This is a genomic window from Coriobacteriia bacterium, assembly GCA_016649875.1.
GTDB lineage: Bacteria > Actinomycetota > Coriobacteriia > WRKU01 > JAENWW01 > JAENWW01.
The window spans coordinates 64,943-80,214 of sequence record JAENWW010000008.1 but is presented as its reverse complement, the minus strand read 5'-3'; the positions used below and the strand labels follow the sequence as shown (position 1 = coordinate 80,214).

Genomic DNA, 15,272 nt, shown 5'->3' with positions numbered 1-15,272 from the left:
TTCATGACTATATCAAGTGGTACAACACAGAAAGGATTCAGCTTAAACTAAAAGGACTGAGCCCGGTGGATTACCGGACTCAGTCCCAAAACGCCGCTTGAGGATTTATTTATCCCGTCCAACAAACGGGGTTCACACCATACCGGGGAGCTTTGTAGATTTTATTGCGTCTGCGGAACTGCGCGCGTGCACCTGTCCCGCCCCACACTACCGAGCATTTGCTAAACCTCTGACGGCAATCTAAACGCCCAAACAGGTAATCGGAACGACACAAACTCCTTCAGGAGTCGTATAACCGAAGTTTGACAGTCCACAAAGAACAATCATGCAGACCGGTTCTTTCGCGCCACCGGCCATCATTTTTTCCCGAACTTTCATAAGACTTTTAACCGCCTCATCTACACCATTCGCCCCGAGTTTCACCTCGACCGGAGCCCAATTTCCGTCCATCATCTCGATGATGAAATCAGCCTCGAGACCGTTTTTGTCACGATAATGATACAAATTATGACCGAGCGCCTCCGTATAAACCGACAGATCCCGTGCGCAAAGAGATTCGAACATAAACCCAAGAGTATTCAAGTCTGACATGAGTGCGTCCGGAGTCATTCTGAGAGCAGCCAATGCGAGCGACGGATCGACAAACCGCAACTTCGCACCTACTCGAATACGTGAGGACGACCGAAAACCATGACTCCACGCATCCAGTTTTTCGATCACGAAAAGCCTCTCGAGGATTCTTATGTATGTGGCAATGGTAATTTCAGAAACCGTGAATTCTTCCCCGTCGAATTCAGCAATATCGCGATTTATCGTCCGATAGGTGACCTGTGTCTGATTATTACGCGCGAGCGAGCGTAATACTCTTCCCATTTTCGACGTATCCCGGCGAACCCCATCGAGCTCGACGGCATCGGTTTCGGCTAAAGTTTGAAAATATGATTGAGGAATCTGCAATGCTGATTTGTCAGGAAGTCCCAGCCCGGCCGGCCAACCGCCGCGGCCCACAAGTCGAACCAATTTTTTGAGATCTATTCCTGTTGTGCAACGCGGAGATTTCCCTTCAAGTAAAGCGCGCAACGATATGTCTCCCGTTGAGTCTCTCGACTCCTGGAGAGTCATCGGTCGCATGCGCATACGAACGATCCGCCCGATTCCACTGTGTATCGTCGCTTCCCGCGGAGGAACCGACGAGCCCGTCAAAAGAAACCGCCCGGTTTTATTCGAATTATCCGCTTCATGCCGCACCGCGTCCCAAATACCGGGGACCTCTTGCCACTCGTCTATCGCTCGCGGTTCTTTACCCTCTAATATCAATGCCGGATCTTGTTGGGCAAGATGCCTATTATTGAAGTTTGATGCCGGGTCGCCGACATAGAAAACACTTTCGGCATGATTGAGCATCGTCCATGTTTTCCCACACCATTTCGGGCCCTCGAGCATGATCGCCCCGAACGCGCGCATATTTTCTTCAACCTGTGCGTCGATAATTCGTGGGCGATACCCGCGTTTCGTGAGCATTATTCCTCCTGCGACACTTTCATTATAGACTTTGGCGCACTTTCATTATAGACTTTGGCGCACTTTCATTATAGACTTTGCAACGTTTTCTTCTGGTTTTCTCGAACTTTGAACCGGACCATCTGCGAAACGAGGTCCCACGGCACTTCCTCATCAAGAGGAATCTGCACCGCGCCCTTCGATGTTTTATACAGTGCGAGCTCGCGAGCAAAATGCACGATCGGCGAGGACGTCGGATAAAGTCCGATATGCTTTTTATTGAGTGCGAAATAAATAATCGGACCGTTCTGCTGAAACGAGGGCATGTGCCAGCTGATGGCCTCGGTCGCCTCGGGAGCAGCTTTGGCAATGGTCTCACGAAGCCGCCGGAGAACCGGGCGGTATTGCTCAGGCTGCAATGCGATGTATTCATCGATAGTCTGGAACATCAGCGACTCCCTCACTTATTCGTCTCTTTGTGGCACTTTCGAATCTTCGCCTTGAGCTGCATGGGTTGTTCATAACAATATTTCCAGATAGGAGCGCACTTTATCCTCGACTTTAAGTAATTTGCTATATTTCGACATCTTAGCAATGTCTGCTGTGGGTGACTTTGCCCATTTATTAAAGGCTGATGAAACGATACTTACATCTGCGTCCACGTGCGGTCGGAGCATATCGCATAATGTTCGTTCGGGCGCATACGCGAACACCTTGTGACCGAAGACCGTATCGATGGAAACGACCTCCGACTCATGGAGGTCTTTCCCGGAAAAGAAGACTTCGACAAGTTCGCGCGGAAGCCGATGCGTGTTGTAGTGCTCAGGAAAAGTCATCTGATATTTCGTCGGGATACGATCGCTTAAGCCATGCAGATATAGCGCCGTCCCGTGCGAATAGATCCCTCGAGCGTATCGCTGTTGAAGTGCAAACATTTCATCATCGAATGTTTCGGGCAATGCGTACAATCCGCGCCCCCACTTTTCGATGAGACCTGCGTGCACGGCACGCCTTAAGCCCTCATATGAAAAACCTTCTGCAACGGCATCTTTGGCGGATGTGACACCGTTATTTGAATGCATATATTCAATTATTCTTTGTGCCGAGCTCATAATCGTCTCCTATGTGTGAGTACTGTGCGCATAAAGTGTAACATATTACGCACAATACTCACACAACATCCAGTGCTCAGTCTTTTCTCTTCCCAAACAAACTACCATCAAAATAAGTCAATCCATCAGCCCCCTCGTTTTGGGCTACGGTCGACGGGATTTATGCAAGATCCTAAGCAAATTCGCTACACTAGAGTCAACCGAACCAAGGGGGGTCCTCATGCGCGCTTATGATAAACCGAAACTTTCCGTGGAAGAGCAGCTCAAAAATATCGAATATAAGAATATCGCCTTCGATCTCTACAGCCGCGAAGATGCGGGGGCATATCTCTCCGAGAACAACAACTACTTCAAGCTGATGTCATATCGCAAGAACTTCCCCAAAGACACGAGCATCCTTGAGAAGGAAGCGTATGTCGACCTCGATTTCTGGCACCTGAAAGACCTCGCGATAATAGACATGCATCTGCGCCATACCCTTCTGCTCATGGCCGTCGACCTCGAGCATTTCGCAAAGGTGCGCCTACTCCACGCGCTGGAGGAAAGCGATGAGGACGGCTACAAGGTCGTCGAGGAGTTCCTGACCGACTTCTACAAAGATGAAAGGGGCAACGAGCTCCGACAGAACCTCGTCATCGCCCAGAGGAACCCTTACACGACCGACATGGCCATAAAATATCGCGACCGGTTCCCCGCGTGGGCCTTTATCGAGATCATCTCGCTGAAGCAATTCACCGACTTCTACTTCTTCTGTGCCAAAAAACTCGAACGCCAAGATCTCGAGGACGACTATCAGATGCTCCGCGAGATGCGCCAGATCCGTAACGCTTCAGCCCACAATGCGTGCATCATCAACGACCTGAACCCCGAAGAAATCTGCGGAGTCGACCGCCACAACTTAAGCCGACCAATTTATAAGTTGGGGATTTTGCGTTCGTTCTCAGACGAGAAGCTGAGCAATGTGCGTATCCGGCAGATCGTCACGCTGCTCTATGTGCACAAGATGATGGTGACGACCCCCGGCGTGCACGATGCGCAATGCAGGGCCTTGAACAGGTTGGTCGAGCGCATGTTCAGAGATATCGGAAACTACAAGGAGAACGAACTTATCACAAGCACCTTCGAGTTCTTGAAAACACTCGTCGATGCCTGGTTCCCGCTAAGCACGGAGGAATAATGGAAGATTTCTTTAAACCAGAGGGTATTTACGAAGAAATAATTAGCATTCAGAGCGAGAAAGATTTGATTGCTCAGGAATCTACAGAAAATTACCAAATCATTGCGACAAACCCAATGATTGATGAAGCTCTCCCTGCCATCGAAAAACATCTCAGCAAGGTGCTTGATAAAAGTATAAAAATTATCAACGCAAATACAGCCTCCTACTCAGCGGAACATAAATACAATGAAATTATAGAAAGCTTAAGCCAAATTGCAGGCGATCCCAAACTTAATGATGAACAAGTCTCGGTGCCATTAAGAAGGCTGGATGCCGTAGTTTCCCAAAAGAAACAAGCTCCGAAACGACCAATCACATCCCTAATAACCACAAGTTTATTTACGGGAACAGCAGGAATAAAGGTCGGCGATGAAATTAGACGCGAAATCGCATCAGCTGACACCATCGACCTTCTCATCTCTTTCATCAAGCTGAGCGGACTCAATCTCATAATTGGCGCTTTGCAGGAGTTTACTCAAACTAAAAAGTTGCGAGTCATAACAACATCATATATGGGGGCTACTGATGCGAAAGCTGTTGAAATGCTCTCAAAGCTTCCCAACACAGAAATAAAAGTTTCGTATGATACAAAGAGCGCTCGCTTGCATGCGAAAGCTTACATATTCCACCGCAATAGTGGCTATTCAACTGCTTTTATAGGCTCATCAAACATGTCGAGTCCTGCGATGAATAGCGGTCTCGAATGGAACGTGCGTGTTACCAAACAAGAGACCCCACATATCATCGATACGGCAAGTATTGCTTTTGAAACCTATTGGAATGATCCCAACTTTTTTGAATACGAGGTTGAGCGCCTCAACGCAGCGCTGGGCAATACCAACCCATTTTCCATTGATACGATCGGGCTCCTGCCAAATATCACACCGTTCCCCTTCCAGCGCACCATTCTTAACGAGCTTGAAGCCGAACGTTCAATACATGGTCACTACAGAAATCTTCTTGTTGCGGCCACCGGCACGGGTAAAACAGTTATTTCCGCATTTGACTACAAAAGATTTGTCGAAAAACATCCTGATGGTAAGCTGCTCTTTATAGCCCACCGAGTCGAGATCCTTGAGCACGCTCGCAGCGTCTTCCGTCTCGTGCTCAAGGATAATGATTTTGGTGAAATAGCTGCCGAAGGAAAAATTCCCGAGAATTTTGACCATTTGTTTCTGTCAATTCAGACGCTGAATTCGAAAAAGTTTTTAGACTCAATTGACCCCAAATATTATGATTTTGTCATAATCGATGAGTTCCACCATGCTGCATCTATTTCCTACCAGGACCTTCTAAAACATGTCCAGCCCCAAATTCTACTTGGGCTTACTGCCACGCCAGAACGTATGGATGGGAAAAACGTTCAGGAACTCTATTTTGAAGGTCGGATTGCCGCTGAAATCAGACTTCCAGAAGCAATCAACAAGGAACTGCTCGTTCCTTTCGACTATTATTTTGTAAATGATGAAACAGACCTTACCGGGCTGAGATTCAATCTTGGCAAATATAGCACTCACGATCTTGAGGGCCTCTATACTGCTGATGACAAACGGGTACGAATAATAGCAAAGTCTCTTGCTGACTACATTGATAATCCCAATTCAGTTAAGGCGCTCGGATTTTGCGTTAGCGTTGCGCACGCTGAATATATGTCCAAGAAATTTAATGAGCTCGGTTTAAAGTCTGCTGTCATACATGGAATGACACCAAAAGATACTCGAGAGAGATTGCCGAAAAAATTAGCCCAAGGCGAAATCAACTATCTTTTCTCTGTCGATGTATTCAACGAAGGTATTGATATTCCAGAAGTTGATACAATTCTCTTCTTGCGTCCCACAGAAAGCTTAACTGTATTCCTGCAGCAGCTCGGCAGAGGACTTCGACTACACGAAGACAAAAAAGTTCTCACCGTGCTCGACTATGTTGGACAAGCCAGCGAAAAATATCGTTTTGAGGATAAAATCAGAGCTTTGCTTGATAGGCCCACAGTACCCCTACGCCAGCAAGCCGAAATGAATTCATTCTGTCTGCCATCTGGGTGCAACATCACTCTCGATAAAATTTCGCAAACCATTATCCTTTCAAATATCGAAACAACGATTATGAACACGAGTAAACTGCAAAAGTTAATTAATGCTTATATTCAAAGTGGTGGTGCACTTAATATCGCGGACTTTCTCGAAATAAACCCTGACGTAATGCTCTCAAACATCTATGAACCAACATCTTCTATTCCCTTTTATGCTCGAGCAAAATCGCCAAATGTTCCCAAGAAAATCCTCCAGGTAGAGGCACGACTTCTCAAACGAATCGCTCAGATCGATTCCTCACAAGAACTCAATTTTCTTATTGAACGAACTGCCGCGTCACTTCAAAAACCTTATGCTGAAAAGGACCATCTATTCATTAGCATGCTCTACTACTCGCATAAAACAGTAAGCCCCATCGCAGAAGGTTTCCGGACCACAACAGAATGGTTTGAGTCGATCTTGAGCAACAACAATCTCAGAAGTGAGATTCAGGATCTTGCAAAGTACTTGAAAATGCACCTTTCATTTATTGGCGAAAGCATAAAGCTTAGTTTTCAAAATACGCTTCAACTCCATTCCTCGTATACAAGAGGAGAACTCTTGGCGTCTCTTGGATACCACACTGAGGCAAAATTCAAATCTCATCGAGAAGGTGTTTTGAACATTCCGGACAAGAATATTGATATATTTCTTGTTACTCTCGACAAGAATGAAAAAACTTTTAGTGAAACAACATCCTACAAAGATTATGCAATTAGCAGCACGATCTTTCACTGGCAGTCACAATCGGGCACTACGGCGGATTGCCCGACGGGCTTACGATACCAAAATCAACACAAAAATGGCGGGGACGTCCTACTCTTTATACGTGAGACAAAAGATGATCGTTATATCAATTTGGGCATGGTTAGCTACATCAGTCATACCGGCAGTAAGCCTATGAGCATTCTTTGGAAACTCGATGAGCCAATGCCTGAACAAATATTGAGACCAGCACTTGCCGTCGAGGTTGGCTAATGAAAAAGGTAACCGCTGCAGTAATAATTGAAAATGGAAAGATTCTATTGACGCGAAGATCTCAGAATTGCGACGTTCCTGGCGCATGGGAATTGCCGGGAGGAAAACTCGAAGAAGGCGAAACACTCCAGGAGTGCCTTGAGCGCGAACTGCAAGAAGAGTTACAAATGGAGGGAACTGCAGGAGAAATCCTAGCAAGCACCGAATATATTTATGCTCACGGTTCCTTTGAAATCTTTGCTATAAAATTCATTAGAAACTCGAATTTTTGCTTAAACCCAGAAATTCATGACGAATATACTTGGGCCACCAGTGCTGAGCTTTCTAAACTGTGCCTTGCTCCAGCAGACGTCAAACTTATCAATAAGCTTGTAATACTATAGCCCGACGGTGGGTGGGGCGTGGCGATTTTAGCGAGTACTCCGCAGTGCCGAGTGCGCATTGCGGCGCATCTCTGCCGCACCAGCGCGAGGAAGAAGCGCAAACCGCCGGTTTTTGCGGGTTGCGCTTCTGTCGGGACGAGGACGCGAGCAAAATCATCACGCCTCGCCCGCTCCTCCTCATGTTATTTTTTGAACAAATTCATGAAGTAGCCGGGATCGTTTCCGGCAAAGCCGAGGTAGATGTTCCAGATCAAAAATAGCAGTGCTGCAATAATCGCGAGTATCAAAATCCAATACACAGCTTTCTTGAAGTCCTGCATATCATCACCTCTCATAGCTCATAGCCTGTAGGTAACATGTTCGATAATGCCAGTATCTCACGAGATACGGTTGCCTTGCTATAATGGGATGCATGAATACAACCGACCAACGCGCGCGCGGCATTGTTGCCATACTCGCCGCCGCTTTCACATGGGGAACCATCCCGCTTATTCTCAGACACGTCGACGGCGCACCAATAATCAAGGTGTTTTATCGCGTGTTCTTCGCTGCGATTGTGCTGACGCTTTGGCTCACGCTGGCTAAGCGCTGGCGCAAGGTGGCCAAGCTCGATAGAAGGACGATCATCGGGTTGACCGTACAGGGGCTGATCCTGACCCTCAACTGGGTGCTGTTCCTCGGAGCGTTCGAACGAACGAACGTCGCAGTCGTCGAGTTGCTCGGCTATATGGGGCCGGTCTTCGTGGCGCTCATCGCGCCTTTGTTCCTCAACGAGCACTTCGATAGGCGCATATTAATCCCGCTGGCGCTCTCGGTGACAGGGATGGTTATCATTCTGGCACCGCAAGGTCTGCATATCGGCAGCGGGGAGTTTGTCGGCGCGGCGATGGCTGCGGCGAGCGCAGTGACCTATGCGATGCTGACCGTACAAAGCAAGCGGATCATGAAGCGTGCACCAAACGATGTCATCATCTGGTTCGAATACGTTCTGGCCTCCGTGGTGCTCCTCCCCTTCGCGCTCTATCAGTACTCGGTCGGCAATGGTCCGAGCTCGGTCGGCGCCTATGGCGGGCTAGTTGTTCTGGGCGTGGTTCAGACCGCCTTCGCCGGGTGGATCTTCTTTGCGGGACTTAAGCGGCTGCGCGCAGACCAAGCCGCCATATTCACCTACGGCGAGCCGGTCGTGGCCGTCGTGCTCGCGGCGTTGTTCATGTCGCAACGCATCACACTTTCCACATTTCTCGGGGGCGCACTGGTCATTGCAGGCGGGACGATTGTTGCTAAAATGGATACATCCGCAGGAGTCGACATTTCACCGATTGAAATCGCCGGCGCCTCAAAGGAGGATGACTAGTTGAGCACTACCGACGGTGCGAGCACGAACAGCACGAGCTCAATCGAAACACTCATACATTCCGATGCCGTCGAGCGTCTTTCCGAGCGCGATGCTTCTCTGTTTTCGCACGACCCGCTTATCATCGAAGCCATATCGGAACGGCTCGGCTGGGTGATGCTCGCCTCCGATACCGACAACGTGCTCGATTTTCTCTACGAGCTCCGTCGCGAGACCGAAGCCGCGCATATCACCGATGTCGTATTGCTCGGCATGGGGGGCAGTTCGCTTGCCACACGCGTGCTTTCCGACGTGCTCGAACACCCCGACGTGCGCCTTCACGTGCTCGACACCACCTGCGCAGAAGATGTAAAGCGTCTCATCGGGCTCCTCGATTTCAAGAAGACTTTTTTCATAGTTTCCAGCAAGTCCGGTTCGACCGTCGAACCGATTACCTTGGGTGAACTGTTTTTCCACACCGTGGCGCATGAACTAGGTGTCGCAGAAGCCGCCGAGCACTTCTTCGCAGTGACCGATAAAGACACGCCTTTGAGCCGGACCGCGGAAGCGCAGAAATGGCGTCATGTCGTTCACGCACGCAAAAGCGTCGGGGGGCGTTTTTCCGCCCTCTCGATGTTCGGGCTCGTTCCGGCGGCACTTGCCGGTATCGATTTCAAACGTCTGATCGACTCGGCGATCCGCATGGAGACACTGTGCCGCGGCGAGGAAACCTTTGCAAACCCGGGAGCACACCTCGCGTCGTTTCTCAACGATTGTCTGCAGGAGGGTCGCAACAAACTGATGCTGGTCCTTCCCCGGCGCTATCGTCCGTTCGGAATGTGGCTCGAACAACTCGTTGCCGAATCGCTCGGAAAAGACGGGCGCGGCATCATCCCCATCGTCACTTCGAAAAATCGCGTCGGGTCCTCGATCCACTCGGACCAATGCGTCGTGATATTGCACGAAAGCGACGATGAGGAACTCGTCGCCTATACCGAGGAAATCGAGCAGCTCGGCCCCGTGGCCGAATTCATCATCGACAACCCCTATGAAATCGGCGGGGAATTCATCCGATGGGAATTCGCGGTGGCGCTCGTCGGATTTCTCATGGGGGTGAATCCGTTCGACCAACCCGATGTCGCCTCCTCGAAAACGATGACGAATGCACTGCTCCAAGGAGAAAAATTCGACGTCGAGCCGAGTTCGATTTCCGAACTTGCGGACTTGATCGCTCCCGGCGACTACATCGCTATTCTCAGCTATTTACCGGAATGGGCCGCCTCGCATACCGCACTCGTCGAAAGCGCCGCTTGCCTGGAGGAAAAATTTTCAGTACCGACCATAATCGCACGTGGCCCCCGCTATTTGCACTCGACCGGTCAACTTTACAAGGGCGGACCGAACACGGGCGTGTTCATCGTGCTCGGTGATGATGACAATACGTGCGATATCGAACTCGAAGGTAAGCCCTTCACGCTGCGCGAATTGAACAATGCACAGCGAAAAGGCGACATTATTTCTCTCCTCGAGCGCGGCAGGCGCGTGATTTCCGCACGCAATCTATCCGAAATCGTCGATTACTGCGGTACTTTGTCGAGATAGATGATTTCTACCTTCAGCGGATCTTTTTCACGGGTACCGTCTATGGTGAGAATGCCCACGCTCGGCCCTCTCGGCGAACGCGGCGCGCTTGCCGACCCCGGATTGATCACGAGCACACCGCTTCTCGGTTCACGCACCACCATGGGGATATGCGTGTGTCCGCAAATCAGGGCATCCATCGAGCGATCGGGCGTTATGCGTTTGAAATCGTGGACCAGCGTAATTCGCTTGCCCGCAAATAATTTTGTGAATACCGAATCGAGCGGCCAGGCCAGAAATCCGTGATCGTTATTACCCCGTACGGCGAATACCGGCGCGATTTCCTCCAACGCCACAAGGATATCGACCGGCCCGATATCTCCGGCATGCAATATGGCTTCGAGTTTTTGTTGTGAGAAAATCTCCGAAACCCGACTGTCGAGCTTGCCGTGCGTATCGGATATCAGACCGATTTTAAGAGACACGTCAGATGCCCATATCCTGCTTGAGGATTGCGACGCGTCGCCTTGAAACGGGGACCTCCGTCGCTTCGCCGTCGCCGAGAGTCAACAGCAAGGTGCCGCCGGACTGCGGTGCGATACTGACGATACGGTCCAAATTGACCACGTACCTGCGGTGCACACGGAAGAATCCGAAGCCCGTCAACTGCTCCTCGAGATGGGTGAGCGAAGTCGTCGAGAGAAACTTTCCCTCATCGGTATGGATATAGCTGTAATCGTCTTTTGCCATGAGATAGATAATCGCACTCGATGAGATGAAGTGCTTCTTGCCACCCTTGTTGACCGTCACGCGTGTGGCGTTCGCCGAGCCGACGTAATCGGGCGCATTGGTCTGTGACGCGGGTTTCTTGATTTTATCGAGCGCGGTGTTGAGGCGCTCCGTGTCGACCGGTTTGATCAAATAGTCGATTGCATTGACCTCGAACGCCTGAAGCGCGAAATTGGAATAGGCCGTCACGAAGATGATCGCGGGAGGATTCGGATGCGATTTGAGAACTTCCGCCAGCTGGATACCGCTGAACCCCGGCATATTGATGTCGAGGAAAATGACATCGGCGCTGTGATTTTTTATAAGCTCGACGGCTGCGCGCACATCTCCTGCTTCACCGACGACTACAACTCTCCCCGTTTCTTCGAGTAAGAATGCAAGCTCGTTGCGAGCCGGAGTTTCATCATCAACTATAAATGCTTTAATCATCGCTATACCTCACTTGGTCATGCAATTTTTAAATTCCGGTTCGGCTACTGTGCAGTGTATCATCGAGCTCGGCTCAGATACCGAGAAACACGCTTGATCCCAGCCAAATACCGGTCACAATCAGTAAAATCGCAAAGCCGATAGACGTTGCACGTTCAGAAGTACCTAACGTAATTTTAGCACCGAGTGCGGCTCCGGGAATAACTCCGACGACAATTCCCGCGCCCATCATCCAATCCACATTTCCTAACAGCGAGTGCGTGATGAGCCCCGGAATCGAGAGCATGGCGACGCTGAGGAGCGAGGTGCCGATCGCCTCATGATAATCCATCTTCAACAAGCGTCTGAGCAAAGGGACGATGACGAATCCGCCGCCGAGACCGAAGAAGCCCGAGTAGACCCCTGCGAACGCTCCGATGCCGCCCGCCTTCAGATATGCGCCCTTCGAAATCGGCAGAGCGTTCGTGACCTCTGCGGCGACATCGCTTTCGCCGTGCGTTTTATAACTTTGCACAACCGATACAATCGTATCGGTCGCGGCATATAAAATCAGCACGACCGTGCCCACCATGACGACTTTGCCGCCGAAATGATTTGCAGCCAATGCGCCGAATGCGCTAAAACATGCGCCGACGCCGCCGAGCATGATGCCGATGCGCCAGTTGGCGACCCCTTTTTTGAGATAGTTGTACGCTCCGGTGAGAGAACTCGGCACGATACCAACCAAAGGAGTCGCGACGGCGCTCATGGCCGATCCGCCTAAAAGCAACCGAATCCCCGGCGTGGTGATAACGCCGCCGCCGATACCGAACATACCGCTGAGCACGCCTGAGACCAAGCCGAGCCCAACGCTGGGGAGTATGCCGATGAGGAAGTGGAACATCTAGACCGCTCGAAACTCCCCCGTATAGGCGGTACGGTCGATCTTGCGCTCACCGCTGTACAGCGAACCGAGCGGAACATCTTCCCACAACTTGTTCATCATGAAACTCCACGCGCGCTGAAGCGCGAAATAATCGGCGCAATGTTGACGCGCATACTCACTCGCCGAACGAACCGTCTTGGTTCCGGCGTGCCAATATTGTGCGCGCTCGGGGCCGAAAATCGCATGGAGGAGTCCGGTGATGCGAGCGCGTAGCTCGACCGAACTGTCGACGAAATCACCGGGCCACGGATCGAGCGAACTCGACGTCACACGCGACAAATCGACTTGCGATTTGGCGAACTCGAGCTTACGGTGCTCATAGATGAAGCGGTAGATGTTTTGGCGGAACCGTGCCGCCGGCGAAGCGATTCCTCCCGACATGTGCACGACATTCCACTTGTCGTCGATGTACATCTCGCCCCCGTGAAGGCGGATGTTGATCAGGTAGTCGACATCCTCCCCGCGCATTACCCACGGGTCGAAAGCGATTTGGGTATACATTTCCTTGTGAACGGCCAGACATCCACCGAATACGATGCGTGCCCTTTGCAAACGCGGAGGCTGCATGACATACGAAAGCGCCTTATTGTAGGCATCTGCTTGACGCCATACCACGCCGGCGATGCTTTTGTCGTCATTCGCATGTTGCCAACTGCCGTCTTCGTTAATATAATATCCGGACTTCGCGTACAGATAGCCGCCTTTTTGAATCGGCAAGCCGAGACCGAAAAGACCCGCCTCGATGAAATGTTCGTCTTCGACGACTTCATCGTCATCGATGAAAATGACGGAGTCTTTCCCGAAAATACTCGCTGCGATGAGTCCCAGGTTTCGGGCAGCACCATAGCTGTCCAGGTCGATGCTTGAAACCATCGCGCCTAAATCGAGCTCGTCCATTCTGCGCAGGAGCGAACCGGTCTCGACCTCACCGAGCACGAATACATCGAGTTCGGGAAAGTTATCCACGATATCCCGCACACGATTTTCGGCACGGCTCATAAGCACACGGTCCGTGGCACGGACGACGAGAATTATTTTACCGACCCTGGGCTTTCCCGACAATGACGCCAACAAATACCCGAGCCCCGGATTGGGGTCCGCGATGTCGGTCGGATGCTCGTAGGGCTTTACCTCTGAATGCTCGTGCGCATTCGCACGCGATTCCTTCGTCCAAAAAGTCGGAATGACTATCGCCGGTTCAAGTTTCGAAGGTCCGGGCTCTTTCGGTCGCTCGGTTTCCTCCACATGCTCGAGTGCTTCGGCAAAGGTATGGTATTCACTCACTTCGAATTATCCTCTCCGATATGAATACCGCTGCGCTTCAACGCCAGCCGCAACGGCAGGCCTAGCCCATATACTACTACCGCCTCACCGAACCCGACGGTAATGAAACCAAATAGATACATAGCCAAATAGTGCCCCTCGAGGTTGATATTGAGAAGCGGTATCTTGTAGAGTCCGAGCCCTTTCAAGATGATGGGGAGATAGGCCGGGACCACCAACGCGTTTGCCAACACCGGCCCGAGAAGCGCGAGCTTCGTGCGATCGCGAAATTTCCACGTCCATATCGCGCCGAGCAACGTGGCGCCGGAGCCGAACACGACATCGAACCACCCGAACGGTCCGGCCACGCCCAAATTGGACAAGTTCGCAATGAGCGTGCCGATGGTCAATCCCGGAATCGCCGCCGGAGTGAACAGGGCGAGTACGGTAAGCGCCTCGCTGATACGGAACTGAATCGGTCCCCACGATAGATACGACATAACTTGAATGACAAAAATCGAGAGTGCGCCCGAGAGCGCGGCGATCACTCCTGCTTGGACGATATAGCTCGTTCTCTTATCACGTTTGACGGTGGTTTTATTTTGCTGGTTTTCCACAACAGCCCTTTCTCTTGAACGGTATATATATCACGTCGCTTCTCAGCGACGAAAATTATATGAGGAGCTCCGCGATTTGAACCGCGTTGAGTGCGGCACCCTTGCGCAACTGATCGGCGACGACCCACAGGGAGATTCCGCTTGGAACCGTCGGATCTTTGCGGAGGCGCCCGACATAGGTTTCATCGGTCCCTTCCAAAAATGCCGGCATGGGATAGTTGTTCTTCGATGGGTCATCCATGATGACGATGCCGGGGGCAGACGCCAGCGCTTCGCGCACCTGCTCGAAGTCGACATCGTTCACGAATTCCACGTCGACCACTTCGCTGTGACAGCGCAGCACCGGCACCCGGACACACGTCGCATGAACGGCGATCTCGGGCGCGTGCAGGATCTTCTTGGTCTCGACCGACATCTTCCACTCTTCTTTGGTGCTGTCATCGTCGAGGAACACGTCGATTTGGGGAATGCAGTTGAACGCGATCCGGTGGACGAATTTCTCGGGAACGAACTTTTCACCGTCGAGAAAATCCTGCGTCTGATCATAGAGCTCGCGCATTGCGGCGGCACCGGCGCCTGAAGCAGCCTGGTAGGTCGCGACCGCCACACGCTTGATCGGCGAAAGAGCATGAAGCGGAGCAAGCGCCACCACCATCTGGATGGTCGAACAGTTCGGGTTCGCGATGATTCCGTTGTGCCACGCGACATCTCCAGAGTTGACCTCGGGAACGATGAGCGGAACATCTTCGTCCATACGAAACGCCGACGAGTTATCGATCATGACCGCACCGGCCGCCGTCACCGCGGGGGCGAACTTCTCGCTGACGGAGCCGCCCGCGCTGAACAGCGCGATGTCGACACCGTCAAAGCTTGCTTCGGTCATTTCCTGCACGATGAGGAACCCGTCGACGCTGCCCGGTCCGTTGAACGCGATCTTTTTACCGGCACTGCGCGAACTCGCCAGCGCGATGACGCGTGAGACGGGGAAATGACGTTGTTCGAGCGTTTTCAGCATCTCGATACCGACGGCACCCGTAGCACCGGCCACAGCGACGACAGGTTCTTTCGGCATGG

The 15,272-nt window shown here is 51.4% G+C and carries 16 protein-coding genes; 6 read left to right on the top strand and 10 right to left on the bottom strand.

Translation table 11 applies throughout. The features are described from left to right. Window positions 1–101 (top strand): IS3 family transposase (locus JJE36_04570; protein MBK5211570.1); only part of this gene is annotated, 101 nt, incomplete at its 5' end. 139 nt (window positions 102–240) lie between these two features. Here the strand turns inward: JJE36_04570 and JJE36_04565 are convergent. The 3 genes from JJE36_04565 to JJE36_04555 all read right to left on the bottom strand — a co-directional run bounded on the left by JJE36_04565 (window position 241) and on the right by JJE36_04555 (window position 2,612). Then, complete coding sequence (locus JJE36_04565; protein MBK5211569.1) at window positions 241–1,521, bottom strand: ATP-binding protein; 1,281 nt, start codon at window positions 1,519–1,521, stop codon at window positions 241–243. Window positions 1,522–1,589: 68 nt separating this feature from the next. Further along, a complete protein-coding gene (locus JJE36_04560; GenBank protein ID MBK5211568.1) occupies window positions 1,590–1,949 on the bottom strand; it encodes a DUF1801 domain-containing protein in 360 nt (119 codons plus the stop codon). Window positions 1,950–2,018: 69 nt separating this feature from the next. Then, on the bottom strand, window positions 2,019–2,612 hold the full coding sequence (locus JJE36_04555; protein MBK5211567.1) for a type IV toxin-antitoxin system AbiEi family antitoxin domain-containing protein: 594 nt from the start codon (window positions 2,610–2,612) through the stop codon (window positions 2,019–2,021). Between the two features lie 220 nt (window positions 2,613–2,832). On the opposite strand from JJE36_04555, the gene JJE36_04550 reads away from it, so the two are divergent. Genes JJE36_04550 through JJE36_04540 form a run of 3 tightly spaced genes read left to right on the top strand, consistent with a single transcriptional unit; the run spans window position 2,833 to window position 7,261 of the window. Next, window positions 2,833–3,789, top strand: a complete 957-nt coding sequence (locus JJE36_04550; GenBank protein MBK5211566.1) for an Abi family protein — start codon at window positions 2,833–2,835, stop codon at window positions 3,787–3,789. Further along, window positions 3,789–6,878: a DUF3427 domain-containing protein gene (locus JJE36_04545; protein ID MBK5211565.1), complete on the top strand. Its 3,090-nt coding sequence runs from the start codon at window positions 3,789–3,791 to the stop codon at window positions 6,876–6,878. Before JJE36_04550 ends, JJE36_04545 begins: the two co-directional genes overlap by 1 nt. Continuing rightward, window positions 6,878–7,261 (top strand): NUDIX domain-containing protein, encoded by a 384-nt coding sequence (locus JJE36_04540; GenBank protein MBK5211564.1) that lies wholly within the window; start codon window positions 6,878–6,880, stop codon window positions 7,259–7,261. Before JJE36_04545 ends, JJE36_04540 begins: the two co-directional genes overlap by 1 nt. Window positions 7,262–7,443: 182 nt before the next feature. Here the strand turns inward: JJE36_04540 and JJE36_04535 are convergent, their stop codons facing one another. Next, on the bottom strand, window positions 7,444–7,581 hold the full coding sequence (locus tag JJE36_04535; GenBank protein MBK5211563.1) for a hypothetical protein: 138 nt from the start codon (window positions 7,579–7,581) through the stop codon (window positions 7,444–7,446). A 92-nt stretch (window positions 7,582–7,673) separates the two neighbouring features. On the opposite strand from JJE36_04535, the gene JJE36_04530 reads away from it, so the two are divergent. Together JJE36_04530 and JJE36_04525 are read left to right on the top strand one after the other, a co-directional pair. Next, window positions 7,674–8,615, top strand: coding sequence for an EamA family transporter (locus JJE36_04530; protein ID MBK5211562.1), 942 nt, complete (start codon window positions 7,674–7,676; stop codon window positions 8,613–8,615). Then, window positions 8,616–10,196: a hypothetical protein gene (locus tag JJE36_04525; GenBank protein MBK5211561.1), complete on the top strand. Its 1,581-nt coding sequence runs from the start codon at window positions 8,616–8,618 to the stop codon at window positions 10,194–10,196. Here JJE36_04525 and JJE36_04520 read toward each other — a convergent pair. The 6 genes from JJE36_04520 to JJE36_04495 all read right to left on the bottom strand — a co-directional run bounded on the left by JJE36_04520 (window position 10,172) and on the right by JJE36_04495 (window position 15,270). Beyond that, window positions 10,172–10,660, bottom strand: coding sequence for a metallophosphoesterase family protein (locus tag JJE36_04520; GenBank protein MBK5211560.1), 489 nt, complete (start codon window positions 10,658–10,660; stop codon window positions 10,172–10,174). The two genes, JJE36_04525 and JJE36_04520, sit on opposite strands and share 25 nt — an antisense overlap. A 1-nt stretch (window position 10,661) precedes the next feature. Continuing rightward, complete coding sequence (locus JJE36_04515; protein ID MBK5211559.1) at window positions 10,662–11,393, bottom strand: response regulator transcription factor; 732 nt, start codon at window positions 11,391–11,393, stop codon at window positions 10,662–10,664. A gap of 73 nt (window positions 11,394–11,466) precedes the next feature. Continuing rightward, entirely contained in the window at window positions 11,467–12,276 is an 810-nt protein-coding gene (locus tag JJE36_04510; protein MBK5211558.1) for a sulfite exporter TauE/SafE family protein, read from the bottom strand. Continuing rightward, the gene (locus JJE36_04505; GenBank protein ID MBK5211557.1) at window positions 12,277–13,602 is read right to left on the bottom strand and encodes a hypothetical protein; all 1,326 of its coding nucleotides are present in this window, start codon (window positions 13,600–13,602) and stop codon (window positions 12,277–12,279) included. Next, window positions 13,599–14,198: a QueT transporter family protein gene (locus JJE36_04500; GenBank protein MBK5211556.1), complete on the bottom strand. Its 600-nt coding sequence runs from the start codon at window positions 14,196–14,198 to the stop codon at window positions 13,599–13,601. Before JJE36_04500 ends, JJE36_04505 begins: the two co-directional genes overlap by 4 nt. Window positions 14,199–14,253: 55 nt before the next feature. Then, on the bottom strand, window positions 14,254–15,270 hold the full coding sequence (locus JJE36_04495; GenBank protein ID MBK5211555.1) for an aspartate-semialdehyde dehydrogenase: 1,017 nt from the start codon (window positions 15,268–15,270) through the stop codon (window positions 14,254–14,256). Window positions 15,271–15,272: the final 2 nt, after the last annotated feature.